Source organism: Nosocomiicoccus sp. HMSC067E10, from assembly GCF_001810835.1.
Taxonomy (GTDB): Bacteria; Bacillota; Bacilli; order Staphylococcales; family Salinicoccaceae; genus Nosocomiicoccus; species Nosocomiicoccus ampullae_A.
In genome coordinates this window covers 115525-142255 of sequence record NZ_KV802761.1, presented here as the reverse complement: position 1 = coordinate 142255, position 26731 = coordinate 115525, and the positions used below count along the sequence as shown (strand labels likewise).

Genomic DNA, 26731 nt, shown 5'->3' with positions numbered 1-26731 from the left:
ATAGAAATTCCTTTAAGTTTATTAAACTTCTTAAAATTTCATATATAATATGAAGTAAGAGGTGTTTAATTGTTATGAAGAAAATTCTTTATATGTTACTACTATCTTTCCTTATTTTATCTGCATGTACATCAAAAGAAGACACTCAAGAACATACAGAAAAAGTACCCGAACAAACTGATGACAACACTGAAACAATTGTTGAAGAGGAAACTGAACCTGAAGAAGACGAAAATGATCATGATGAGAGTGAAGAAGACACTGAAACTGAAATTGTAGAAGAAGATGAAGAAATAGCGAGAGAGTATTATATAGATCACGAAACGTATAGAGTCCTTCCAATCGAAGAAGGTACTAACACACAAGTTGCGTTACTCACGTTTGATGATGCACCCGCAGATTATGCGCTAGACATCGCATATATATTAAAAGAGTACGACGCACCTGCAATCTTTTTTGTAAACGGAATGTTTTTAAACTCGGAGCGCGGTAAAAATGTGTTAAAAGAAATTTATAATTTAGGTTTTGAAATTGGAAACCACACACAAAATCACCCAGACTTATCAAAGTTATCTTATGAAGCAGTAAACGAAGAAATTATATCAACAAATAATCTCATCGAAGAAATTACCGGAGAAAAACCCAGATTCTTCCGCGCTCCTTTTGGTATTAATACAGAAGCTTCTGAACAAATTTTAAAAAATAAAGGTATGCAGTCCATGAACTGGACGTATGGATACGATGCAACTCCTGGATACCTCGACAAAGACATTCTCGAATATAAGATGGTACATTCAGAATACCTCGATCACGGAGCAAACTTACTTATGCACGACCGTCAATGGACGAGAGACGCACTCCCAAAAATACTTGAAGGCCTGAGATATAAAGGCTATGAGTTTGTAAATCCAAAAAAATTAGAAGTTAGACCGTAAAAGTGATTAAAAACCTCTTCCCCACTCATCTGAACGGGAAAGAGGTTTTTTTATCTATCAATCTTTATACAAATTTTTTATGCGTAAGAGAAACGTCTCAATCGTCTGGTCGTGTTGAGATTTTGATAACATCTTCAATATAATATTTCCTAGGAAATATTTACCGCGCATCTCTCCGCTGTAGATGAGTTCAGTCTCCCTTTGTTGTTTTTTTATCAACTTATATTGTGCACTCTTTTGAAAGAATTTGTTAATTGTATAAGAAAAGCATAGTAACTTAGAGTCCGCTTCGTTCTCATACCTATCGAGCGTCACGATATACTGTATCGTTTTACCGTGTTCCTCATGCGTCACTTTATACGTGCTACCTTTCTTGTTAGGAGTCTTACGAATCTCTTCGATCCGCTTCAACTCAGGCTTCACTTTATGGAAGTTTTCAACTTTAAATAGATGAAACACCTCATCAATCGGCGCGGATATCATGACTGTTTTATGCCACTTCATCATTAGTTTTCTACATATTTCACGAGTAATTTAAACGTATTGAGTAACGCGTCGACGTGCGTACGTTCCATGCCGTGGCTGTTTGCAACGCCTGGTCCAATTAACGCGGCCTTAATATTTGCGCCACCACTCAGTGCTGCACTCGCATCACTGCCGTACATTGGGTAAATATCTACAGCGAACCCTAGTTCTTCTTGTTTTGCGTATTCTATTAAACTCGAAACCATTTCGTAATCATACGGACCTGATGAGTCTTTTGCACAAATACTGACGTCGTATTCTGTACAGCTTAGGTCTTCTCCAATACAGCCCATATCTACCGCAAGAAGCTCTGTAATTTCTTCAGGTAAATATGATGCACCGTGACCGACTTCTTCGTACGCTGTGAATATAAACTGTAAGTTTGTTTTCGGTTTAACGTCTTCTGCTTTAATTGCTTTAATGAGACTTACTAATAACGCTACAGATGCTTTATCATCTAAAAATCTCGATTTTACAAAACCAGATGATGTCACTACAGTCTTCGGATCATACGCGACGATATCACCGTTTTGAATACCAAGTTTACGTTCAACATCTTCTTTTGACGCGACACGTTCGTCTATCTTTACGACTAAGTTATCGATTTCTCTTTCTTTTTTAGACGCGTCTTTAAATACGTGAATCGATGGTGACGTCGATAGTATCGTACCTGTATAAACATGACCGCTTCTCGTAATAATGTCACAGTATTCTCCGTCTAATGTTGGTGTCAGAGGACCTCCAAGTTTTGTTAAATTTAACGTACCGTCACTATTAATAGAGCGTACCATTAAACCAAGCGTATCCACGTGTCCAGATAATGCACGCGTCACTGACGTATCTTCTCCCTCGATATACGCAATTAAATTCCCTTTATGTGTCGTCGAAGTTTTTACACCGAGTGCTTCTATTTCAGTTCTTAAGAAATCTATCGCTTGTTTCGTATATCCTGTTGGACTATTGATATTAAGTAAGTCTTCTAAAAACTGTAAAGTATCTGTTTGATTAAACATAATGTAACCCCCGTTATTTTGAATTTTCGTCAATTTATTTTTACACAATTTCATTATATCAAATAATAAAAATGGTATAATTAGTAATGATAACGATTTATTTTTGTCTTTTTCGTGTAACAATTGACATGGTACAGTAACATTCTATATTATAAAATTATTATATTGAATCATATTATAGAGAGGCACAGATACTCATGCCGGATAAATTTCATTTTTCAGTAAAACCGAAACGCTATTTAACAGGACTCGATGGCCTACGGGCAATCGCTGTTATTGCGATTATTATATATCATTTAAATCCACTATGGCTTCCTGGTGGATTTTTAGGTGTAGATACGTTCTTTGTAATTTCAGGATATTTAATTACAAGTTTACTCATTCATGAGTACCAATCAAAAGGATCTATCGATTTAATCGCCTTTTGGATTCGCCGTATTAAACGACTAATCCCGGCTGTGTTCTTTTTAATCGGGGTCGTCATCCTTTATACGTTAATATTTGAACCTCAAATGATTAAAACAATTAAACACGATTCACTCGCTGCACTCTTTTACGTGTCGAACTGGTGGTACATATTTGAAGATGTGAGTTACTTCGAAGCAAGTGAACCAAAACCTTTAATGCACTTATGGAGTTTAGCAATTGAAGAGCAGTTTTATATCATTTGGCCTGTGATTTTCGTCTTATTACTTAAATTCGGGCGTTCAAATAAAACGATGCCGATAGCTGTTTTACTAATGACTTTTGTGTCTCTCTTTTTAATGACTTTATTCATGGTGCCAGATATGGACAACTCACGCGTGTATTTCGGAACAGATACACGTGCACATACGATTTTACTCGGTGTATTACTTGCATTCATTTGGCCACCATTTAACTTAAAAACAGAAACACCTAAAAGGTATCAACAAGTGATTGATACTATTGGTATTACGTCACTCATCATACTCATTTTGTTTATGATGTTTACAAAAGATTACTCAAACTGGTTATATGCCGGCGGACTGTTTTTTGTCACTCTATTAACACTTCCAGCAATTGCTGCGAGTGTACATCCAGTGTCAAAACTTGGTCATGCATTATCAAACCCGGTGATGCTCTGGATCGGAACACGTTCATATAGTCTTTACTTATGGCATTATCCGATTATCGTCTTTATGAACATGCATTACGTAGCAGGACAAATCCCGCTTCACGTCATCCTATTACAAGTAGTACTGACTTGTATTGCTGCAGAGTTGTCATTTAGATTTGTTGAAACACCGATTCGTAAACAAGGGTTTAACTTCTTTAAGCCCGCATATAACACGAGTCGCGCACTCATTGTGAAATCCACAGTAAGTGTCATTTTAGTCGCAGGTTTACTCGTCACATTGCTCGGAATTTTTGATCACCTCCATAAAGATGTGAACAAACAATCATCATTCAACACTGAAGATGGTACGATGCAGTTTTCTAGTACACCAAAAAGCGTTGCATGGAACATAAAGAAAAATCATAAGCAATTTACCGATGAAAAAGCGAGAATCGCTCAAGAAGAAGCTGACAAAGAAGAACAAGCCGAACTTGAAAAAGAAAAACAAGACTTTGCGAGTGAATATTTATCACATGCATCGCCACTATTTATCGGAGACTCAATCATGGTAAATATCGGTAGTAACATACAATACCGTATACCAAACGCCGTCATCAACGGTGAAGTCGGACGTCAAATGTACCAAGCAATTGAAATTTCAAGAACGAAATACCCACACTTTAATAGCGAAAACGAAAACATCGTACTCGAACTTGGAACAAACGGAGACTTTTCATTAGAACAACTTGAAGACTTCATTCAAACATTTAACCGTGCAAACATTTACCTCGTGACAATACGTGTCCCAAGAGACTGGGAAGGCAATGTTAACAAAAAAATACACACTGCAGGAGAAGAATTTGAAAACGTCACAGTCATCGACTGGTACAAAGCATCAGAAGGACATGTCGAATACTTTGAACCAGACGGTATTCACTTAAACGCAGACGGTGTAGAAGCAATGGTCGACCTAATCATTGATCATATCTTAGAACAAGAGCAGAACAAAAAATAACAGGTACATCACAATGACCTACTCCCTTAAAGTTGAAAACGACAATCAACTTTAAGGGTATTTTTATACTTAGTGTAGAAAGTATAGTTTGAATTTAAAGTAAATATAATCAGCAAGTATTTAAACAATATGTTTGGTATTCATTAAGTAAAAAGTGTTTTATAAGATAAAATAATTGAAATTTAAAATTATTTTATCTTATAATAAAATTACTATATATAAGGAGGATTTCATAATGAAGAAACTATGTATTGCTCTTATCTTATCTGTAGCTTTCCTGCTGAACGGATGTTCTTCAGAAGCTAATGAATTAACCGACAAAAAGCTCTCTGTGTTTACTGTGATTCAGATTGGTAATACGTTAGATGATCTCTCGACAAACAGTGCTTACTTAATCTTTGATTTTAATAAAAACAATAAAGTTTCTATTCAATATCTTGGTGAAAGTTATCCTGGCTCTTATAAATTAAATGGCACGAATTTATCCATAGATGTTCTGGATAAAGATAAAAATGAAGTCTCTTTATTATTTACAGATTTTAAAAAGCATCCTAAAAACGAGAAATTATATACAGGTATTTTCTCAGATTTTACTCACCTTGAAAATCATGGTCTGAATATACTACTACGAAATTATTCTGGAAATGAATATATGGGATTCTATGAAGTTGAATAATATTCATAATTAAAAGGACGTACTCTAAAACATTTTAGAATACGTCCTTTGTTTATTCTACGAAGTTCATCCAATAAAAACATTACTATCAAGACGCTCTAACGAACTTAAGACACTAAGAGCTGCAAGTGCACTTGTCTTTGGATTTTCTTTTAACGGATGATTTTTAACTTCAATTGTCGCTTCTCCGAATTCTCCCGTTACTTTTACGTGGTGTACATTTTCTGTCGCATTCGGATCCGCGATGAGTCGAACTTTTGTTTTTTCTATCCCTAATCCTGCGAGAGATAAAATAATTGATACGTTCATGTTTTTAGGAAATTTGTCGATGGCGTCTTTTGCATCACCTTCGAATACGACTGTTGGTTCTGATAGTTCATCGTCTACAAGTGATGATGCTGGTTTTGTCGTCGTAAGTGTGACACTACTTAAATGATTTAGAGTGTTTACGTTTTGTATTAAATCTAGACCACCAACTGCGCCTGATGGTAAATAGAGTTTATGTTGACTCGCACTTACACTCTCTAATAACGAAGTGTCACTAAACGCACCGATACTGATTACCATCATATCTTTTACGTTTAAGACATCTTTTAAATACGTTTTAACTACTTCAACATTCGCGGCTTCTACTACAATATCAATGTTTGAGTTTAAAAATTCGTTCAGATCCGTATACAGATCTACATTATACGCCTCTTCTAAATGCTGATACTTAGATTTATCTCGTACTAAAATATTCGTAATACGTAAGTCACTACGTTCTTTCGTATGTTTTAATAAAAACTGTCCAATCGCACCTGCACCAATTAAGCCAATATTCATCGTATCTCTCCTAATTAGATTGTTATTTATTCATTATACGATGATATCGTCTCTATTTATAATTTCGCAGCATTTTTCCCTGCTGTTTTTCCGAATACTGATCCTGACATGAGTCCTGATCCACCTGGATAGTTATGATAGAATAATTCACCGACCATCTCACCAGCTGCATATAGCCCTGTGATTGGTGTGTCATTTTCATTTAATACTTCTGCTTTGTCGTTTACTTTAATACCACCGAACGTAAACGTAATTCCACAAGTGACAGGATATGCATAAAACGGCGCTTCGTTAAATTTTAATGCCCAGTTTGATTTTTTAGGGTCGAGACCAGATGTTGATTTACCATCTTTAACACTCGGATTGTAGTCACCATCAACAACCGCGTTGTTATATTCTTCAATTGTTTTTAAAAATTGTTTTGTATCGACATTCATTTTTTCAGCAAGTTCTTCTAAAGTATTTGCTTCGATTTTAGTCGCTTCGTCTATTTCGTATTCTACACGTAGGAGTGGTTTTACTTGGCTATCGTAAATTTGAAACGCTTTATGATCTGTTTGTTTTAACGTCTCTTTTCCATATTTTGCGTACGTATAGTTTCTAAAATCCGCACCCTCATCTACAAATCGATTACCTTCAGCGTTTACAATTAAACCGAGTGGATATGAGGATTTTTTGTATATATCGCCAGGCTTTTCGAAATCACCGAATTTTGGTGCATTGTAATCTGTCGTATGTGCGTGACATCCATCATACTGTCCAGCTTTTACAGCCCCGACTTCTAACGCCATAGAAATACCGTCACCTGTATTATGTTTTGTGCCTCGAACGACTGCTTCAGACCATTCTTCACCTAGATTTTCTGTACGCTTTTTAGCGTCTGCTTCGAATCCACCACATGCTAATATGACTGCATCTGCAGCAATTTGTACGTTCTCACCGTCTTTATTCACGTGTACACCAGTAATTTTATTATTACTTGCTTCAAGTTTAACTGCAGGTGAGCTATACCATATTTCTACACCGTTCTCTTCAGCTTTTTTAAATAATGCTTCTACTAAACCAATCCCTTTACGATATGTTTTTGTAGGTAATCCTCCCCAAAACGTTTTTACACCGTCTTTTTCAAAATACTGATTTTCATTTGCTATAAATTCTACGCCTTGTTTTTTCATCCAAAGAATTGTGTCATATGAATTTTCTACGAGATGTCTTGCGAGTTCAGGTTTCGATTTACCTTGCGTGACTTTCATCATGTCATTATAGAAGTCTTCACTATCGTATTTCGGAAGTACGATTTCATCATCTTCTGAAATATCCGACACGATTTCTCTATAGCTATCTAAATCCTTATATGCAAAGCGTATCGCGCCGTCTGTGAAAAACGAGTTTCCGCCTCTATTATTTTTTGGTCCCTTTTCTAACATCAATACTTTTTTACCTTCTTCACTTGCAGCAACTGCTGCTGATAACGCAGCATTACCAGTACCTACAACGACAATGTCAAATTTATATTCCATATTTTTATTACTCCTTTTAAAAGTTCTCTTATATAAATTTTATGAAATCGTTTGACATAAGTAAAATATATATATTAAATATAAACTAATAGAATTTATTTATATCAAGAGGTTAAAAATGGATACGAAAGATTGGGTATTATTAATTACTCTATATGAAGAAATGAATTTAACACGCACCGCTAAACGATTGTACACGACACAACCATCATTAACTTACAGAATTAAACAAATCGAATCATCTCTTGGAATACAAATTTTACATCGAGGAAATAAAGGAATCTCTTTTACTGCTGAAGGTATTTATTTAGTTGAACATTCAAAGAGAATGTTAAAAGAAGAAAGAAAGCTACTGGATCATTTAAAAAATATGAAAGATGAACTTCAAGGGACCATTCGCATCGGGTCTTCGAGTAACTATGCGCATTATGAATTACCAGATTTACTGGAAAATTTTATTAAAAAATATCCGAATATTGAAGTTGAACTCGTAACCGGATGGAGTAGTGAAATATTAGAAAAGCTCCAAAACGAAACAATCCACGTCGCATTTCTAAGAGGAGATTTTAAGTGGAACAGTAAAAAGCACATACTTGAAAAGGATAACCTACATATTATTTCTACAAACAAAATTGATTTAGAATCATTACCAGAAGAAAACTATATACAATATCTAACAGACCTCAGTTTAAAAAACACAATCGATAAGTGGTGGAGAGATAATTATAATTCTCCAATCTATACAACAATGGAAGTCGACCGAATAGAAACGAGCATTGAAATGGTAAAACGAGGACTTGGTTATACAATCGTTCCAGGCATTAACATTCAAAATGAAAATAGCTTATATACGATGCCAATCCAAGATAATGATGAAAACATTTATAGAAATACGTGGCTAGCTTATAAAGAAGAGAGCTTAAACTTAAAAGTTGTCGATGAATTTGTCCGATTAATTATAAACTCCTAATAATTTAATAGTATAGACAATATGATAAAGATAAAATTAAAAGGCATGTCACCTGAACAATTCAGGAAACATGCCTTACAATCTGCTTATTTCTAAAAGCCCAACTTCTCGGTAGCACATCTGTCTTGGCTACGGTTTTGTTATTATTCCCACTCAATTGTTGCTGGTGGTTTGCTAGTAATATCATACACGACACGGTTTACATTTTTAACTTCTTTTACCATGCGTTTTGAAATCTTTTCAAGTACATCCCAGTCGATTTTCGCAAAGTCTGATGACATTCCGTCTACACTGTGTACTGCACGAATTCCTACTGTGTAGTCGTACGTTCTTTTATCATCTTTTACACCGACTGATCGGATACCTGGTAATATTGTGAAGTATTGCCAAATGCTCTTATTTAAGCCTGCTTTTTGAATTTCATCGCGTAAAATATAGTCTGTTTCACGAACGATTTCTAATTTTTCTTCTGTCACTTCTCCGAGGACACGAATTCCTAGACCTGGTCCTGGGAATGGTTGACGCCATACGAGTTCTTCAGGAATACCTAACTCAAGTCCTAATTGGCGCACTTCGTCTTTAAAGAGTGTCGCGATTGGTTCTATGAGTTTAAATTCCATATCTTCTGGTAATCCACCAACGTTATGGTGTGACTTAATTGTTTCTGACGTTTCAGATCCTGATTCAACGACGTCTGAGTAAATCGTACCTTGTGCAAGGTAGTCGATATCTTTAAGTTTCGCCGCTTCATCGTCAAATACATAAATAAATTCGTTACCGATGATTTTACGTTTTTGTTCTGGATCAGACACACCTTTTAATTTTCCTAAGAAACGGTCTTGTGCGTCGACTTTAATGATGTTGATGTTAAATCCTTTACCGAACGCTTCCATTACCATTTCCGCTTCACCTTTACGAAGTAAGCCGTGATCTACAAAGATACATGTTAAATTGTCGCCAATCGCCTTTTGCATAAGTACCGCAACAACTGATGAATCTACTCCACCACTCATCGCACAGATTACTTTTTTGTCGCCAACTTCTTCACGAATTTTCTCAACTTCGATGTCGATAAAGTTACCCATCGTCCATTCACCGTGACATTCACAAATATCTCTTACGAAGTTTTCGATGAATGTATCACCATTCTCTGTTGATTTTGATTCTGGGTGGAACTGAATACCGTAAATAGGTTTTGATTTATGCTGAATTGCTGCGTATTTTGAGTCTTTCGTACTTCCGATGATCTCATAGTCATCACCGATTGACGCCACTTCGTCGTGGTAACTCATCGCAACGTTAACTTCTTTGTCTAATCCTTTAAATAATGGACTTTCAGTATTAAGTTCAATCGTATCAACACCTGAAAATGCGTTGTCTAATGGTTTTACTTCTCCACCGTTATTGTATGCAATTAACTGCATACCATACGTGACACCGAGAACTGGTATTCCTAAGTCAAAAATACCTTTATCAACAGTATATGCATCTTCTTCGTATACTGATTTTGGTCCACCTGATAATACGATACCTTTAGGATTTAGTTCTTTAATTTCTTCTAAAGTAATACTTGGATTACGTAATTCACTATATACACCTAAATCACGAATACGACGTGTTAAAAGCATGTTATATTGACTACCGTAATCTATTACAATAATAAGTTCTTGTTCTTTTGCCATTTCCATAAGTTTATAGCCTCTCTCTTAAATAGAGTAGTTCGGAGCTTCTTTAGTAACTTGAACGTTATGTGGGTGACTTTCGATAAGTCCAGCTGACGTAATACGTGTGAATCGACTGTTTTCTCTTAATGCTTTAAGGTCTTTAGAGCCTGTGTAACCCATACCTGAACGTAATCCACCCATTAACTGATAAATTGTATCTGCTACAGGTCCTTTGTACTCTGTACGACCTTCGATACCTTCAGGAACGTATTTAGTCGCTTCTTTTTCATCTTGGAAGTAACGGTCACTTGAACCTTGTTCCATTGCACCGAGCGATCCCATACCACGATATGTTTTATAACGACGACCTTGGAACATTTCAATTTCACCTGGAGATTCTGTCGTACCTGCGAGTAAACTACCTAGCATTACGACATGTCCGCCTGCTGCTAAAGCTTTAACGATATCTCCTGATAATTTAATACCACCATCTGCGATGATTGATTTACCATGTTTACGTGCTTCAGTTGCACAGTCATAAATTGCAGTGATTTGTGGTACACCAACACCTGTAACGACACGCGTTGTACAAATAGATCCTGGTCCAATACCTACTTTAACTGCGTCAACACCCGCTTCAATTAAAGCTCTCGTACCTTCAGCTGTGGCAACGTTTCCTGCGATTACTTCGACTTCTGGATATTCTTCAACAATCTTTTTGATTGCGTTTAAAACGCCTGCTGAATGTCCGTGTGCTGTGTCGATAACTAACGCATCTACACCAGCTTTTACTAATTCTTCAATACGTTTGTCTGTATCTCTAGAAATACCAACTGCTGCAGCTACAAGTAAGCGTCCATGCTCATCTTTAGCAGCATTTGGGAATTCGATGACTTTTTCGATGTCTTTAATCGTAATTAAACCTTTTAATACGTTGTTTTCATCGACAATTGGAAGCTTTTCAATACGATGTTGTTGAAGAATGCTCTGTGCATCTTCTAACGTAGTCCCTTCTGGTGCTGTAATCAGATTTTCTTTAGTCATTACGTCATCAATTACTACTGAATAGTCTGTAATAAAACGTAAGTCACGATTTGTTAGGATGCCAATGAGTTTTTTCTCTTCTGGATTATTTACAATTGGAACACCTGAAATACGATATTTACCCATTAAATGTTCAGCTGCGAATACTTTTTCTTCTTTTGTTAAGAAGAATGGATCTGTAATTACACCGTTTTCTGAACGTTTAACTTTCTCTACTTCTTCGCATTGTGCTTCGATTGACATATTTTTGTGAATAACACCTAAACCACCTTGGCGTGCAATCGCAATCGCCATTTTAGACTCTGTAACAGTATCCATACCTGCAGAGATTATTGGAATGCCGAGCTTAATTTTGTCAGTCAGTTGCACACTTGTGTCTACTTCTCTTGGTAGAATTTCTGAATGAGCTGGCATAAGTAGTACGTCGTCAAACGTCAATCCTTCTTTAGTAAATTTGTTTTCCCACATTGAACTAGCCTCCTAAAATAGATTAGTACTATTATAGACCAGTCTAAAACGTATTTAAAGTATATTATTTTCAAGATTAAATATTTTAAATTGTCTAAATTGTGTATGAATTTAATTATATCTGTTTACATGAACTTATTTAGGGTAGATATAAGTATGACTATAAAATAAACGAGGTGTTCTATTATGGAACAAAATAGAAATATAGAAGTGTATGATGATATCGGTAACGTAAGTAAAAGAGTACAACAATTAAGACACGAAGGTGTCGATGAAAGACGTGTCATTCTTTTCTCAAAACATTCTCCTCCGACAGAATTTACTCGCGAGCATGATGTAGAAATTCGTATGGGAGAAGGAAATTTATGGCAAAAGTTTGAGTCTTTATTTACTGATAAAGACGGCGAAGAGCGAGCTACTGAAGATTTACAATTTACTCCTTATGAAGAAACAGAGTTTAGTAACGCTATGGATGCTGATCAATACGTACTTTATATTCCGTATCAGAGTATAGCGCAAGTACAACTTGAAGATGAAGAAAAAATCGATCTAAGTAAAAGAGACAATTACTAAAATTAATGAAAAAGAAGAGACGTTAATTTGAGCTGCACCCCTAAAGTTGGACACTAAAATCCAACTTTAGGGTAGCACATCAATTCGTATCTTCTTTTTCATTTACAAATAAATATTCCTCTCGTATCGAGTAATTAAAGCGCTTTAAAAAGTTTCGATATTCTTTTAATGATTTACGTTTTCCAGGGTGACGCGGAATCGTTACTTTGTTATGACGTTTTAAAAATAGATAATAGCTCTCACATAGATGGTCTGTAAATCCAGTAAATAGTTGATGTTGATATCGTTTGTATAACGCATCATTGTGTTTTAATAAATGTTCAACTTCTTCATACATCTTAATAATTCGATTTACTTCTTTAATCAGTTGGTTGTTAATTTCTTCATCCATTTCTAAAAACTGGAACACTTCTTTATACATACTGCTAATTCCGCTTTTAATAATATCGATACAATAATCACAGTAACGCTTTACTTCGTCGCAGCTGCTTTCACGTTTCTTGCATTCTAAAATATCACATATCAATAATCGATCATTTAACGACTTCATCAATATGCCTCACTATTTTAAAAAATAATAAAATCCGGACAGATGCAGTCGTCCAACTGTTGTATTGTAATTAACATCGTAGTGACTAAATATAACATTCTCATTAAATATCTCTCCTCTTAATTTAAATGATTGTAAATTTAAATCGATTATAGCAGAGCGTATTTTAAATGTTATCGATTAATTTTAATCTATTCGTATACGAATATTGCTTAAGCTTTGCTTGATTTTCTCATTTGGATAATCTTTTAATAAGCATTTCATATACGTGAATTGATCATGTAGTAAGGGGTCCTTTGTATTCATGTATAACAACAGTCGTGAATACTCGATGTCTGTTTTTAAATACGTCGACTCGAATTGCTTTTGTAGCGCTGTTGCATTGTCTAACTCTCTTTTTACAAGATGAAACCATCCTTTACGGCAATAAATTGCTGCTAAGTTACCATAAACTCTTATGATATGTTTAAAGTTTTGTCGAGTAACAAGGACATTTTTGATAACATGATTCGCTTTTTTAAAATGTTGAAACGCTTCTCGTCCTAACTGTAACTCTATAATCCCTATCATTAAATGAACCTCTGCGAGTATCACGTCGATAGGATTGTATATTTCTAGCATTGATTTAGCTTCTTGTAACAAGTGGATTGCACGAACTAAATCGTCTGCTCTATAGCTTAAAAGTGCTTCATGGTATATACAATATGTATTTAAGTATGAATTTTTCTCACGTATGTAGCTTGGAATACCTTCAAGTACTTGTTTCATTTTAGTAAAATCTTTATGTTTTCTTGCGTCATCTAATTGCTTTCTCGGACTAATTAAATCGAGTTGCATGATGAATTCTTCTCTGTCGATATCTAACGTTTCTAACAAGGCAAAAAACTCTCGTACACTTCCCGTATCGTGTCCATTTTCAATGCGTGAAATTACCGTTTGGCTAATTGAACTCTCAAGAGATAAATCGCGCTGAGTCCATTTGAGTCGTTGTCGTTTATCTTTTAAATAGAACATCAATTCTTTCAACATTATTTTTACCTCATAAATATATTTGATATAAACATATCCTATAAATTATAAAAGTACAACTTATAACAGAGCGAGTTATCATATAGACGATTATGGTATCATTTAAGTACATAGATCAATAATAGGGGTTGAAATGATGACGCTATATACATTCCAAGACGAAAAATCGCTCGTTGATAAAATTACTGAATTAAAATTAAATTTTATTAAGACGCGCCAAATGACTGTAGTCAGTAATAAACGACCAACGAAAGAATTTAAACATAATACAGATGTTGAATTTGTAAAAGGTGATGGAACGATATGGGAAAGAACCGTTGGAGGGCTTTTTAACAAATCTCCAGAATCACTCATATCACGCCGCTTTAACCTAGATGGCGAGAGTTTAAATACGTATCATGAAGCACTTATAAACGGTGAGTTTATACTTATTATCAATGATGGTAAAAAAGAAGTCGAAATAGATGATGAAACAGATTTAAAGCCAAAATCTGAGGCGAATCACGTATTAGAAGATGAAGAATTTGTAGAAATACTGGATAGCTATGGGCTGAACTCTGAGCGTTCATTTATAGAAGGGAATAATAAAAAAACGAAGAGAGGATAATATCCTCTCTTCGTTTTTTATGGTTGCGGGTTTACATCTTTTGGAATCGGGTTTTCATATGGTTGTTTTTTTAGTTTTTCTTCGTGTTCTTCTTTCATTTCACTTAGAAGTGTTTCGTCATGAAGTACGTGAACTGCTGTATTTGCCATCACTCTCGCTGCTCTGTACATCCCTTTAAATGCATAACTTGATAGACCTTGCGCTGTCATTTGCCACGTATGAAGTGGTGTTCCAAATGCTGACGTTGCTGCAGATATTTGTGCAGTTGGAGTGACCCAACTTACATCTGCAACGTCTGTTGATCCGAGCATTACCTTGCCCGTTACAACGTAATCATGAACGACGTCACTTAATGGTTTTCCGATTACTTTTTCGCCATCTACAGCCGCACCAAAACTCTCATTGGCTTTAATTGCTCCTTCTTTTTCACTATCTGAAAGTGTATCGACAATTTTTTGAGCGAATTTGAGTTCTTCATCTGTAAAAGTAATTTCCGCTTCTTCTTTTTTAAGATAATCGTACATGACCGCTTCAAGTGCGCGGTTCGGTTCGTAGTCTGAACATGCTTTTTGAATTTCAAATGATGATTCTGTTTCTGTCATTAATGCAGCACCTTGAGCTATCTTTTTAACACGTTCAAATAATTCGCGTGTTTCTTTTAACGTTTCTGCACGGATTAAATACAACACTTCTGCGTCTGATTGAACGACGTTAGGAGAAGTTCCTCCTGTATTTAACACTGCGTAATGGACACGCGCCGTGTCACTCATATGTTCACGCATATAGTTAACGCCAACGTTCATAAGTTCTACAGCGTCTAACGCACTACGACCAAGTTCAGGAGATTGTGCAGCGTGTGCACTCGTACCTTTAAATTTAAACTTCACTTGATAGTTTGCGAGTGTTTTGTTCATCATTACAGCGTTAATTGGCGCTGGATGCCAACAAAATGCATAATCTAAATCATCAAATACGCCTTCACGACTCATAAATGTTTTACCAGATCCGCCTTCTTCTCCTGGCGTTCCGTAGTAAATTACAGTTCCTTCTAGATTATTAGCTTCGAGATATTCTTTTACAGCGATTGCTGCAGCAAGTGACCCGATACCGAGTAGGTTATGTCCACAACCGTGACCATTCCCTCCATCTTCAATAGGACTATGCTCAGCAATGCCTGGCTCTTGACTTAAACCAGATAATGCATCGAATTCTCCAAGAAAACCAATGACTGGTTTCCCAGAACCAAATTTTCCTAAAAATGCCGTATCGATATTTGCGACATTTTCTTCAACTTCGAATCCTTCATGTTTTAACGTTTCGATTAACTTTTTTGATGAATTATATTCTTGAAAGCGCGTCTCTGGATGTTCAAATATATACGTACTAACCTCGTTTAAAAATTTTGATTTTGACTCAATAATATCTTTTATAAATTCTTCATGTTTCATTAATTTCAAATCCTTCATTTTAACTCATTTAAAATATTAATAAATGTCGTAATCGCAACTTCTAGAACCGCTTCATCAACATCAAACGACGGATGATGGTGACCGTACTTTAAGTAGTATGGAAAAATTAAATACGTTGCTTTTCCATTATTTCCCTGAACAATATTTATAAATACTGCTGCGTCTTCTGATGCGTCCATAGAAACTTCGTCGACAATCGTTGTTACAGCATCGTTATTTACAGTCGCACTTTTCACAACATCGATCATCTCTTTAGAACATGTCGCACTCGGTGCAAATCCTTCAATCGTAATTTTACTCTCACAGCCGTACATCTTTGCACCGTTTTCGATAATCTCTTTTGCACGTTCAAACATATATTCATTTAACTGTGTCGTTTCTCCACGTGACTCACATTCGAGTTTTGCATAATCCGGTATAATATTTCTACCTTGTCCTGCTTGCAGTGTACCGACGTTTAGCCTTGTTGCACCTTCTCTATGTGGTGCGATCGTATTTAATGATAAAGCAATCGCTGATGCTGCGAGAAGTGCGTTGTTGCCGTCTTGCGGATTAGACCCCGCGTGAGATGACTGACCGAAAAGCTCAACGTTGAACTTTGTACTTGCTAAAAAGTTTGTCGCCGTCGCTCCTACTGTACCGACTTCTTCGCTGATTGTCCCGACGTGTCCACTTAAAAAGTAGTCCGCATCATCTAACCAACCTTTTTTAGCATAACTTGCCGCACCTCTAACGCCTTCTTCAGAGTTTTGAAATATAATTGTGTACTTTCCTGTTAACTCATCGATATGTTCGTCGATATACGTCGCTACACTAATTCCAATCGCTGCATGAGCGTCATGACCACAAGCATGCATCTCACCGTCATGTTTCGACTGAAATCCTTCTTTAAACGGAACGTGTTCAATCTCATTACTTTCCTTAATTGGTAACGCGTCGATATCAAATCGAAGGACCACATGAGGTCCTTTTTGATTTGTATCGATTGTCGCAACTACACCTGTTTTATACGGGTGTATTTTTTCTAGAAATGAAGACGGTACTCCGTAATCTAATGCACGTTGATATGTGTTTGCCATTACGTCATCACTCGGTAAACCGACTTGCGTGTCAATATCGAGTGCGTCGTCTCCAACATATAAATTAAAGTTTGTTTGAGACAGTCTTTCATAAATTAAGTATGTCGTAATATACTCTGTAAATCCAACTTCTGGAACTTGATGTAGTAACCTACGATTTTCTTTTGCATACTTAATTAGCTCGTCCATAAATATCCCTTCTATCCTCTAGATTCTAATAACGTATATGCACCTGGTCCGAGTGGCAGGCCTGTATAGTAGAACACTAATAGTAATATGATCCATGCAAATAAGAATGAGAATGCGTATGGAATCATTAATGACATATATGTTCCAATATTTGAATTTTTATCGTAACGTCTCATAAATGAAATAATAACAATCATTAAAGGATACAGTGGTGTTACGATGTTCATACTAGAGTCTGCGATTCTGTATGCTGCTTGTACAAATGCTGGGTCATAACCGAGTTGCATAAACATCGGTATAAATACCGGTGCTTCTAATGCCCATTTTGCTGATCCTGAAGTAATTAAGAAGTTTAATAAACCAGTAAATATGACATATAGAATAATTAGCGGAATACCTGTGAATTGGATACTTTCAAAGAATGCTGCACCGTTTACTGCTAACCAAATTGCTAAGTTAGACCAGTTAAAGTACGCGATGAACTGAGCAATCGCAAACACTAATACGATATAAGGTGCCATATCTTTTATCGCTTCCGCCATTTTATTAGTGACATCTGTTGAAGTCTTTAACACTTTTGTCGTAAAGCCAAACGTCACACCAACAATCATGAACCATACTAAAATAACAGGTACAATTCCTTTTAATAATGGAGAATTTAAAAATCCACCGTCTTCTCCTGCTAAATATGAGTTTGGTAAGAAGAATCCACCAACGATAAGTCCCCAATAAATCACTGATGCGATTACCGCTAATAGTACACCACGTCCACCATTTTGGACTTCAGTTTCTTCTTCATCTTCTACTGCACCTTCATATGTACCGAGTCTTGGCTCAATGAATCTTGTTGTAATTAACCCACCGATAATCGTTAGCATAAATACTGATACTACGTTAAAGAAGTAGTTATCTAACGGAGTTACTACAAATTCTGGATCGATAATTCTCGCCGCTTCTGTAGAAATACCAGAAAGTAATACGTCTGTACCCGCGACTAATAAGTTCGCTGTAAATCCGGCACCTGCACCCGCGAAACCTGCTGCAAGACCAGCAAGTGGGTGACGACCTACTTTATAGAACACGAGCGCAGCGAGTGGTGGAATGATAACTGCGGAAGCATCTGACGCAATGTTCCCCATAATACCAACAAACACAACTGTATACGTAAGTATAAATGGTGGTGCTTTAAGTAATGTTTTTCTAATTACATAATCAAAAAATCCGACTTTTTCTACAAGTCCGACACCGAGCATCATCGCTAAAACAAGACCAAGTGGTGCGAATCCTGTAAAGTTCGTCACTGTCTCAGTTAATATAAATTCAATACCCTCACGTGACAGTAAACTTTTAACTTCAACAACTTCACCTGTTGAAGGGTGTACTGTTGATGCACCAAGACTTGTTGCAATAACTGATATAACAACTATTAAGACTGCAAATATTAAAAATAGTACAAAGGGATCCGGTAAACGTGATCCAATTTTTTCAATCACGTCTAACATTTTTTGAAATAGACTTTTTTTAGTGTTTTCCATGGAAGACACCTCCACTTATAGTTATAGTAATCATAAAATATTTTTAGCCTATAAAGCAACCGTTTTCAAGATAAAACAAAAAAATACCCTCGCTGTAACCTCTAGTACAGTGAGGGTGTTAAGATTAAGCTTCTTCTTTAATGAAAGGAAGTAATCCCATGTGACGTGCACGTTTAATTGCAGTTGTTAACTGACGTTGATACTTCGCTGAAGTACCTGTAACACGTCTTGGTAAAATTTTACCACGTTCTGAAATGAATTTTTTCAGAAGATCTACTTCTTTATAGTCGATGTGCGTAATTCCGTTTGCAGTAAAGTAGCAAACTTTTCTACGACGACGACCGCCTCTTCTTGGACCTGCCATAGTAATCCTCCTCTTGATTATAGATTCACTATCGATGTATGTGATCGATATTCGTATCTATAACTACATATTCAAAACGTGTATAGTAGTGTGTTTTTATGTGCTTTACTATTATATAGTGTTTAATTTTTAATGTCAATTTTCTTTTACGCGGATAAATAGCATCATTACAAAACTAATTGTAATAATGGAAATCACCCACATCCAAGCGAGTGTCATGTTACCAGATTGAATCGCTGAGTATACTGCTGTAGGTAACGTCTGTGTTTTACCAGGGATATTACCTGCAAACATTAACGTCGCTCCGAATTCACCGAGTGCACGTGCGAAACTTAACATCGCACCTGTAATGAGTAAATTTTTTGACAGCGGGATAATTATTTTAAAAAATATACGTGCTTCTGAATTCCCATCAACACGTGCCGCTTCAATAATATGTTGGTCGATTGATAAAAAACCATTTTTCGCCGATTGATACATTAAAGGGAATGCAACAACCGTACTCGCGATAATTGCTGCATATATCGTAAAGAGTACTCCGTGATCAAAAATCATATGTATCAGCTGACCGATATACGACTTTTTACCAAATACGATAATGAGTATAAATCCAACTACTGTTGGTGGAAGTACAATTGGCAACATGAGTATCGTTTCTAAAACGACTTTACCTTTAAATTGATACTTCGTCATGAGACGCGCTGCAAGTACACCAAATATAAATGCAAGTATAAGTGCAACTGACGCCACTTTTAGCGATAAAATTACCGGGGTCCAAAAGGCCATATCAGTAATATTCATATAAACCCTACTCTACAGTAAAACCGTACTTTTTAAAGATATCTAATACAGCGTCACTATTTAAGAAATCATAAAATTCCTTTACTGATTCAGACTCACTTAGTGTCCCAATCGGATAAATGATCGGTTTATGTGTGTCGCTACCAAATTCATCGACGATATCGACGTTGTCTTTTTCAGTTTCAGCATCTGTTTCATAAACAACCCCAGCGTCTACTTCACCTTGAGCAACGTAAGTGAGTACTGCACGTACATCACTTGCATATATAAATTTACTCTCTAATTCATCAAACAAATTAAGAGATGTGAACGCTTCTTTTGCATACTTTCCTGCTGGTACTGTTTCTACCTCACCAATTGCGATTTGTGATACGTATTTTAAATCATCAATTGAATTTACAGTACCGTCTTCAGGACGAATTAAAACGAGTTTGTTTTCAAGGTAATCTTTCTTTTCAAAAATTAACCCTTCGTCATCGACTTGTTTAAAATCATCTTGTGACGCTGAAATAAATAGATCAACTGGTGCACCTTTTAAAATCTGTTCACGTAACGCGCCTGAACCACCATAGTTGAGATCGATTTTTACGTCACTTTCTTTGTTGTACTCTTCGATTACTTCATTTAGCGCATCTTGTAAACTTGCTGCTGCAGATACTGTAATCGTTTCTGCTTTTGTCTCTTTTTTACTTTCTTGTTTTGAATCATTACTACAAGCAGTTAATACTAATACAAAAATAAGTGAGATTAAGAATAGTATTCTTTTCATTTAAATAATATACCCATACTCAGAGAATACATCTAAACTATCGTTTGATAATAGGTAACTATAAACAGTTCGTGTGCTACTCTCGAGCTCTTCCTTTTTTATAATTCCTACTTTGTAGATATACGGTTCAACAATGTTACGTGGTAATCGTTTCAGGACATGATAATCTTCATCTGCTTCAACTTCTGATAGATATAAGACTCCAACAGATGCATTGTTATTTGCAATGTCTTGTTTTACATCGTCTACACTATCGCCGAGAATTAGATTGTCTGTCGTGCTTACATCTTTAAATTCATCGTCTTCAAATACTTTTTTGCTCAACTCACCCTCTTCATAAAGCTCAGGGTTTAAGATAGCAATACGCGTATCTTCATCGATATCTGATGTCTTTTGAATATCTGGTGAATCTACTTTTGTAAATAATACAAGCTCATCCATCATGCCAACACCAGTGTCTTTATGTTCGATTAATTTTTCATCAATCATTTCATTTACAATATCTTCTGTTGTAAATACAATTGCATTTTTATCATTATTGATTGTTTCATCGATCATTTCATCATTTTTTAAATATTTAACGTCGAGAATGATGTCTTCATGACTTTCTTGGAAGTTTTTCGCAATTTCCTCAAATGGTTCTTGTAAGTTTTCACGTACATATATCGTTACAACTTCTGGTTCTATCGTTTTTACTTTTTCTTCTTCTTTTTCTTCTACCGTTTTGTCTTTACTCGGTGATTCCTCTTTATTTGAAGATGAATTATTTTGACATGCGACCAATACAAATGTCACCGACATAAGTACAAACAGTATGATCGACTGTCTTTTATTTATAAAACTCATAACTAAACTCCTTAAAATTAGCATTAAACACACTATATAAATATTTTAAAATAACTTATGTAAAAAAATAAACCGAGACGATTGTCTCGGTTTGCACACACCGAAATCCACACATTGATTTCAGTTTTAACACTACTAATACACATACAATTCGTAGTTATAAAATTAAATTCTCTATGTTAGAACGGTAAATCGTCTTCACTAATGTCTACGTTTCCTGTAGAATTCGCAAATGGATTCTCAGGTGGACGTGAACCGTAAGATTGATTTCCGCTGTTATACGGCTCAGAATAACTTTCTGCCGCATGACTTGCCTGATTACTGCTGTTTTGTCGATTTTTCGGTTCTAAGAACTGAACACTGTCACATACTACTTCTGTAACATATACTCTTTGGCCTTCTTTGTTTTCGTAGCTACGTGATTGGAGTCTTCCATCAACGCCTACTAAACTACCTTTTTGAACGTAGTTTTTAACGTTTTCTGCTTGTTTTCTAAATACAACACAGTTGATAAAGTCAGCACCACGTTCTCCGTTTCTGTCAGTAAATGGTCTGTTGACTGCTAAGGTAAAGTTACCTACTTGTACACCACTTTGACCAGCGCGGAGTTCAGGATCTCTTGTGAGACGGCCAACTAAAACGACACGATTCAGCATGTAATCATCTCCATTTTCTATTCATTACTTTTCTTCGCGTTCTTCGTCGCGAACTACGATGTGACGAATGATGTCGTTGCTGATTTTAGCAAGACGGTCAAATTCGTCAACTGCTTTTGAATCTTCTGCATCTAATTTAACAATTTGGTATAAACCGTCTTTGTAGTCTTCGATTTCGTAAGCTAAACGACGTTTACCCCACTCTTTAGATTCGATGATTTCAGCACCGTTAGAAGTAAGCACTTCGTCAAAACGCTCAACGAGTTGTTTTACTGCGTCTTCTTCTAAATCCGGACGTACGATATATAAAATCTCGTATGCTCTTTTCATCTTTACACCTCCTTATGGACTTTGCGGCCAAAACATTCGTTTTGGCAAGGAATAATTTTCATTACTCACAATCAGATATTATACCAGTTAGGTTTACGAAATACAATTGTTAATGTGAGATATTCTTTTATATTTAACTATTAAATCACTCATAATATTTATCATATGAAATAATTGAATGTTTTATACGTTTAATAAATTCCTTATCACTACTCACAACATCCAATACATCTGTAGTTATATAAACAATGAAATTTTTATTATAAAAATAAAGATAATTATCTTCAGCATCTAATGATTTCATATATTGATAATAATAACGAATTACCTCAGGACTTACATTTTTAATTTCAGCAAAAATATATTCAATTAAGTCGTCCTCTTCTGTATAGTTCACTTGTTTTAGTTTAAAATCATGTTTATTCTTAAACGCATCCATATAACTTTTTAATTTTAAATTTAATATTTCTCGTGATAATCCATTAATTGAGTAACTGTCTAGATAAAAGATATGAAAGGATTCATCTTCTTTAAATAAACTTATAATAAAGTTAAAAATATATTCATTTACACAATCAAAATCGAATCTTACTCTATTTGTTTTTCTTGCATGCAGGTAAGGACTAATGTTGGTTTGACTAAGATCAATGTTAAATGGTGTATTCATTTAATCACCCAGACGTCTAAGATTTTTATCATAAGTACCGTCTCTAGTTTTTTTACTTTGAAGATTTTTTACAGTTTTAGCACCTTTCCAGTAGCCTCCACTATGTGAGTCTATATCTCTAGTAATGTAGAGAGGAGTTTTATTTTTATTACTTTTATAAACTCTTTGTCCGTGTGATAAGTAATTTGTACGTGAATATCCAAGACTTCTTGCGATAGCACCTGCGCCATTGTCAAGTCCTTTTAAATGTTCATTTTTAGAATAAACAGATATGTCTTCTTCAATTTTGAATTTATGTAAATTTGGTTGTTGGTTTTGCGCAAAAGAATACTTATAATCCTGGCTAATTAGTAAAATACTCAAAATTATTACTGAAACGAATTTTATAATTTTTCTTATCACAATCACCCCTCTATAAATTTATAATTATTATAAACCTACATTTAAAATTAATAAATTAAAAACTGCATCATTTAGTGATGCAGTTATTGACTAGTTTTTATACGTTAAATCTAAAGTGCACGACGTCTCCGTCTTGCATAATATAATCTTTTCCTTCTAATCGTGATTTACCCGCTTCTTTTACAGCCGCTTCACTTCCTAGTTCTACGAGATCATCGTAACTCATTACTTCCGCACGGATAAATCCTTTTTGGAAATCTGTATGGATAATTCCAGCACATTCTGGTGCAGTCATTCCTTTTTTAAACGTCCATGCGCGTACTTCTTGAACGCCCGCTGTGAAGTATGTCGCAAGTCCTAATAAGTCGTATGTTTGACGAATTAATTTATCAAGTCCTGATTCTTCAAGGCCGAGTGCTTCTAAAAATTCGTTCTTATCTTCATCGTCGAGTACTGCCATTTCTTCTTCGACACGCGCAGATACTGGTACAACTTGTGCATCTTCCGCTTTTGCGTAATCGATGATTTTCTTTAAATATTCGTTTTTTTCTAAATCAGCTAATTCATCTTCAGCAACGTTTGCCACGTATATAATTGGCTTTTGTGTTAAGAAGTTTAAATGTTTTACAACTGCTTTTTCTTCAGCTGTCAGTGAAACTGAGCGTACTGGTTTGTTTTCTTCAAGTGCGACTTTAATTTTAGTTAATACATCTGTTTCAAACATTGCGTCCTTATCTTTTTGACGCGCCATTTTTTCAACACGTGGTAAGCGTCTTTCGATACTTTCTAAGTCTGCAAAAATTAACTCCATATTAATTACTTCGATGTCATCAATTGGATCGACTCTACCTGAAACGTGTGTAATGTTGTCGTCATCGAATGCACGAACGACCTGACAAATTGCGTCTACTTCACGGATGTGAGATAAGAACTTGTTACCTAAACCTTCCCCTTTTGATGCACCTTTTACGATACCTGCGATATCTGTAAATTCAAATGCTGTTGGGACTGTCTTTTTTGGTACGACGATTTCAGTTAACTTATCAAGTCTTTCATCTGGTACGTCTACGATTCCGACGTTTGGGTCGATTGTTGCGAATGGATAGTTCGCAGCAAGTGCCCCTGCCTTAGTAATTGCGTTAAATAAAGTAGATTTACCAACGTTTGGTAATCCGACGATTCCTGCTGTTAATGCCATTATTTTCTCTCCTCAAATTAAAATTGTTTGACATGCTTTATACGTTTTATAAACTCTGGTCTCGGTAACATAATCGTACGATCACACGCTGTACATTTAATTTTGATATCTGCACCAAGACGCGTGACTTTAAATTCATTATTTCCACATGGATGTGGTTTTTTCATCTCAACAATACTGCCAAGCTGGAATTCTTTACTCATATATTAACCTCTTTACTTCTTTTCTTCATTAAATTCCACAGATGGAACACCGAGAATAATTTCATTGTTTTTAAGAAGTGTTTGAATATTTTTACGATAATCACGTAGCACCTGGAATTGTTCCATTGGACGCGTAATAAACATGATTCTATATTGTAATTGACCACTAATGAAATCTTGAACACCGAGTAATTGTGGTGGTTCTACGATACTTTCATTTTTCTGCCAATTTTCTTCAACATATACACTTAATAATCTCTCAACTCGACTAATATCTGTGTCAATCGGTAAGTAAAACTCTAAGAACGCAATCGAATTTTCTTTAGAAAAATTCACAACTTCTCCTATTGTACCATTTGGCACCATATACATTTCAGAGTTATAACCTAAAACTTTCGAACTTCTCAGTCCGAGATATACGACTTGTCCTTCTGCAATTGGTGATCCTTGATTAGTAAATTTAACAAAGTCACCTTTGTCGAACTGATTTTCTAAAATGATAAAGAACCCAGTAATCATATCTTTAACTAAACTTTGTGCACCAAAACCGATTGCTAAACCAGCAATCCCTGCCCCAGCGAGTAGTGTTCCAACAGGTATGTTAAATATTTCTAATATTGTCACGACAATAACGAACCATCCAAATACCGTCACGCTATTTTGTAACATACTTAGAAGTGTTTTATTACGCTTTAAACTAATTTGTGCTTTACCAGGACGTAGCGATATTTTTTTTAGTAAGAAATTTTCGATAATCCGATTGACAATTTTTATAATAATCATCCCTAAAATGACTATAAAAATTGACCATAATACACGTTCTCCAACGTTAACCCATAGTTCTACAGATGTGATTTTTTTCCATATCGTATCTAAAAAACTCGTATCTAATGGTGTATCGATCGCTTCGACTGCCATCAACGTTAGCCATTTTAGAATCATTTAATCCTCTCCTATTTCACTCAGTAATGTGACGAGTCGCTTATACTCTTCAACACTCGTAAAAGATAAAACAATTTGTCCCTTTTTGCCGACTTGTTTAATATCGACATCCGTACCTAACCGTCGTTTTAAGGACTGTTCCACACGTGCGATTGGTGCGGGTTTTTCGACATATTTCTTTTCTGTTTTTTTAGTCGCTTCGAATTTACGTACAAAACGTTCTGTCTCACGAACATTCCACTTTTCATCGACAATTCGTTTAGCGATTTCTTCAATATGTAACTGATTTTTTAAACTGAGTAATGTTCGTCCGTGTGCTGTTGTTAGTTTACCATCTTGTATAAGTTGTATTACTGAATGAGGTAAATTTAATAAACGAATCATGTTCGCGATATATGATCTCGATTTACCAAGCTTTTTAGCCGTTTCTGATTGATTGAGATTCAACGTTTCCATATATTTTTTGTAACTCATCGCTTCCTCAAATGGATCTAAATCTTCACGTTGTAAGTTTTCAATTATCGCATATGTCATCATTTCTTCATCTGACATTTCTTTGACAATCGCATCGATAGTTTCTAAGTTTAACGCTTTAAACGCACGCCATCTTCTCTCTCCAGCAATTAACGTATACCCGATAACAGTTTGACGCACAATAATCGGTTGAAGTAGTCCGTTTTCTTGTATAGAAACTTTTAATGCATTTAACTCTTTTTCGTCAAAATGCAGTCTCGGCTGATATGGATTCGGTTTGATGTCAGAAACACGAATACTTTCTATACGACTCAT

At 35.5% G+C, this 26731-nt stretch carries 29 protein-coding genes; 6 read left to right on the top strand and 23 right to left on the bottom strand.

The genetic code is table 11. The annotated features are described in order from the left end of the window. Positions 1-74: 74 nt before the first annotated feature. Positions 75-935, top strand: a complete 861-nt coding sequence (locus HMPREF2767_RS03805) for a polysaccharide deacetylase family protein (protein WP_068129011.1) — start codon at positions 75-77, stop codon at positions 933-935. 57 nt (positions 936-992) lie between these two features. Here HMPREF2767_RS03805 and HMPREF2767_RS03800 read toward each other — a convergent pair whose 3' ends face one another. Continuing rightward, complete coding sequence (locus HMPREF2767_RS03800; protein ID WP_070622662.1) at positions 993-1442, bottom strand: SRPBCC family protein; 450 nt, start codon at positions 1440-1442, stop codon at positions 993-995. Next, a complete protein-coding gene (locus tag HMPREF2767_RS03795; protein ID WP_070457192.1) occupies positions 1442-2473 on the bottom strand; it encodes a M42 family metallopeptidase in 1032 nt (343 codons plus the stop codon). Before HMPREF2767_RS03795 ends, HMPREF2767_RS03800 begins: the two co-directional genes overlap by 1 nt. 197 nt (positions 2474-2670) lie before the next feature. Between HMPREF2767_RS03795 and HMPREF2767_RS03790 the strand changes: the two genes are divergently transcribed. Together HMPREF2767_RS03790 and HMPREF2767_RS03785 are read left to right on the top strand one after the other, a co-directional pair. Then, a complete protein-coding gene (locus tag HMPREF2767_RS03790; RefSeq protein WP_070457191.1) occupies positions 2671-4566 on the top strand; it encodes an acyltransferase family protein in 1896 nt (631 codons plus the stop codon). A gap of 235 nt (positions 4567-4801) precedes the next feature. Then, on the top strand, positions 4802-5242 hold the full coding sequence (locus tag HMPREF2767_RS03785) for a hypothetical protein (protein ID WP_070622661.1): 441 nt from the start codon (positions 4802-4804) through the stop codon (positions 5240-5242). Positions 5243-5308: 66 nt separating this feature from the next. On the opposite strand, the gene nadX is transcribed toward HMPREF2767_RS03785, so the two are convergent. Both nadX and tcuA read right to left on the bottom strand, forming a co-directional pair. Then, entirely contained in the window at positions 5309-6067 is a 759-nt protein-coding gene (nadX, locus tag HMPREF2767_RS03780; RefSeq protein ID WP_068129021.1) for an aspartate dehydrogenase, read from the bottom strand. 56 nt (positions 6068-6123) lie between these two features. Further along, positions 6124-7587, bottom strand: coding sequence for an FAD-dependent tricarballylate dehydrogenase TcuA (gene tcuA, locus HMPREF2767_RS03775; protein WP_070622660.1), 1464 nt, complete (start codon positions 7585-7587; stop codon positions 6124-6126). 118 nt (positions 7588-7705) lie between these two features. Here tcuA and HMPREF2767_RS03770 point away from each other — a divergent pair, with 118 nt between their 5' ends. Continuing rightward, on the top strand, positions 7706-8557 hold the full coding sequence (locus HMPREF2767_RS03770) for a LysR family transcriptional regulator (RefSeq protein ID WP_070622659.1): 852 nt from the start codon (positions 7706-7708) through the stop codon (positions 8555-8557). Between the two features lie 143 nt (positions 8558-8700). Here the strand turns inward: HMPREF2767_RS03770 and guaA are convergent, their stop codons facing one another. Beyond that, a complete protein-coding gene (gene guaA / locus HMPREF2767_RS03765) occupies positions 8701-10245 on the bottom strand; it encodes a glutamine-hydrolyzing GMP synthase (RefSeq protein ID WP_070457180.1) in 1545 nt (514 codons plus the stop codon). Between the two features lie 18 nt (positions 10246-10263). Next, a complete protein-coding gene (gene guaB, locus HMPREF2767_RS03760; RefSeq protein ID WP_068129028.1) occupies positions 10264-11733 on the bottom strand; it encodes an IMP dehydrogenase in 1470 nt (489 codons plus the stop codon). 186 nt (positions 11734-11919) lie between these two features. Here guaB and HMPREF2767_RS03755 point away from each other — a divergent pair, with 186 nt between their 5' ends. Further along, a complete protein-coding gene (locus HMPREF2767_RS03755; RefSeq protein WP_070622658.1) occupies positions 11920-12306 on the top strand; it encodes a general stress protein in 387 nt (128 codons plus the stop codon). Positions 12307-12385: 79 nt separating this feature from the next. On the opposite strand, the gene HMPREF2767_RS03750 is transcribed toward HMPREF2767_RS03755, so the two are convergent. Both HMPREF2767_RS03750 and HMPREF2767_RS03745 read right to left on the bottom strand, forming a co-directional pair. Beyond that, positions 12386-12856: a hypothetical protein gene (locus tag HMPREF2767_RS03750; RefSeq protein WP_070622657.1), complete on the bottom strand. Its 471-nt coding sequence runs from the start codon at positions 12854-12856 to the stop codon at positions 12386-12388. Between the two features lie 186 nt (positions 12857-13042). Continuing rightward, positions 13043-13885 (bottom strand): helix-turn-helix domain-containing protein, encoded by an 843-nt coding sequence (locus tag HMPREF2767_RS03745; RefSeq protein ID WP_070622656.1) that lies wholly within the window; start codon positions 13883-13885, stop codon positions 13043-13045. 133 nt (positions 13886-14018) lie between these two features. On the opposite strand from HMPREF2767_RS03745, the gene HMPREF2767_RS03740 reads away from it, so the two are divergent. Further along, on the top strand, positions 14019-14492 hold the full coding sequence (locus HMPREF2767_RS03740) for a general stress protein (protein ID WP_143861254.1): 474 nt from the start codon (positions 14019-14021) through the stop codon (positions 14490-14492). A gap of 17 nt (positions 14493-14509) precedes the next feature. On the opposite strand, the gene HMPREF2767_RS03735 is transcribed toward HMPREF2767_RS03740, so the two are convergent. The 15 genes from HMPREF2767_RS03735 to HMPREF2767_RS03665 all read right to left on the bottom strand — a co-directional run bounded on the left by HMPREF2767_RS03735 (position 14510) and on the right by HMPREF2767_RS03665 (position 26731). Continuing rightward, positions 14510-15940: a M20 family metallopeptidase gene (locus HMPREF2767_RS03735; RefSeq protein ID WP_070622655.1), complete on the bottom strand. Its 1431-nt coding sequence runs from the start codon at positions 15938-15940 to the stop codon at positions 14510-14512. Between the two features lie 14 nt (positions 15941-15954). Further along, a complete protein-coding gene (locus tag HMPREF2767_RS03730; protein WP_083302048.1) occupies positions 15955-17229 on the bottom strand; it encodes an amidohydrolase in 1275 nt (424 codons plus the stop codon). An 11-nt stretch (positions 17230-17240) separates the two neighbouring features. Continuing rightward, on the bottom strand, positions 17241-18764 hold the full coding sequence (locus HMPREF2767_RS03725) for an AbgT family transporter (protein WP_070622653.1): 1524 nt from the start codon (positions 18762-18764) through the stop codon (positions 17241-17243). Positions 18765-18888: 124 nt separating this feature from the next. Then, positions 18889-19128 carry a 30S ribosomal protein S18 gene (gene rpsR, locus HMPREF2767_RS03720; RefSeq protein WP_040928931.1) on the bottom strand — a complete coding sequence of 80 codons (240 nt, stop codon included), beginning with the start codon at positions 19126-19128 and terminating at the stop codon, positions 18889-18891. Between the two features lie 135 nt (positions 19129-19263). After that, positions 19264-19929: a molybdate ABC transporter permease subunit gene (gene modB, locus HMPREF2767_RS03715; RefSeq protein ID WP_083286855.1), complete on the bottom strand. Its 666-nt coding sequence runs from the start codon at positions 19927-19929 to the stop codon at positions 19264-19266. 7 nt (positions 19930-19936) lie between these two features. Further along, a complete protein-coding gene (modA, locus tag HMPREF2767_RS03710; RefSeq protein ID WP_070622652.1) occupies positions 19937-20698 on the bottom strand; it encodes a molybdate ABC transporter substrate-binding protein in 762 nt (253 codons plus the stop codon). Beyond that, positions 20699-21544, bottom strand: coding sequence for a molybdate ABC transporter substrate-binding protein (gene modA / locus HMPREF2767_RS03705; protein WP_070622651.1), 846 nt, complete (start codon positions 21542-21544; stop codon positions 20699-20701). 179 nt (positions 21545-21723) lie between these two features. Next, positions 21724-22200: a single-stranded DNA-binding protein gene (gene ssb, locus HMPREF2767_RS03700; RefSeq protein ID WP_068129049.1), complete on the bottom strand. Its 477-nt coding sequence runs from the start codon at positions 22198-22200 to the stop codon at positions 21724-21726. Between the two features lie 24 nt (positions 22201-22224). Next, positions 22225-22530 carry a 30S ribosomal protein S6 gene (rpsF, locus tag HMPREF2767_RS03695; protein ID WP_040928935.1) on the bottom strand — a complete coding sequence of 102 codons (306 nt, stop codon included), beginning with the start codon at positions 22528-22530 and terminating at the stop codon, positions 22225-22227. A gap of 145 nt (positions 22531-22675) precedes the next feature. Next, positions 22676-23197 (bottom strand): hypothetical protein, encoded by a 522-nt coding sequence (locus HMPREF2767_RS03690; RefSeq protein WP_070457175.1) that lies wholly within the window; start codon positions 23195-23197, stop codon positions 22676-22678. Beyond that, entirely contained in the window at positions 23198-23599 is a 402-nt protein-coding gene (locus HMPREF2767_RS08935) for a toxin C-terminal domain-containing protein (RefSeq protein WP_070622650.1), read from the bottom strand. A 97-nt stretch (positions 23600-23696) separates the two neighbouring features. Continuing rightward, positions 23697-24797 carry a redox-regulated ATPase YchF gene (ychF, locus tag HMPREF2767_RS03680; protein WP_070622649.1) on the bottom strand — a complete coding sequence of 367 codons (1101 nt, stop codon included), beginning with the start codon at positions 24795-24797 and terminating at the stop codon, positions 23697-23699. Positions 24798-24814: 17 nt separating this feature from the next. After that, positions 24815-25000, bottom strand: a complete 186-nt coding sequence (locus tag HMPREF2767_RS03675) for a DUF951 domain-containing protein (protein ID WP_068129053.1) — start codon at positions 24998-25000, stop codon at positions 24815-24817. Between the two features lie 12 nt (positions 25001-25012). Beyond that, positions 25013-25942: a mechanosensitive ion channel family protein gene (locus tag HMPREF2767_RS03670; RefSeq protein WP_144265376.1), complete on the bottom strand. Its 930-nt coding sequence runs from the start codon at positions 25940-25942 to the stop codon at positions 25013-25015. Continuing rightward, the gene (locus HMPREF2767_RS03665) at positions 25943-26731 is read right to left on the bottom strand and encodes a ParB/RepB/Spo0J family partition protein (protein WP_070622648.1); all 789 of its coding nucleotides are present in this window, start codon (positions 26729-26731) and stop codon (positions 25943-25945) included. It abuts the gene before it with no gap.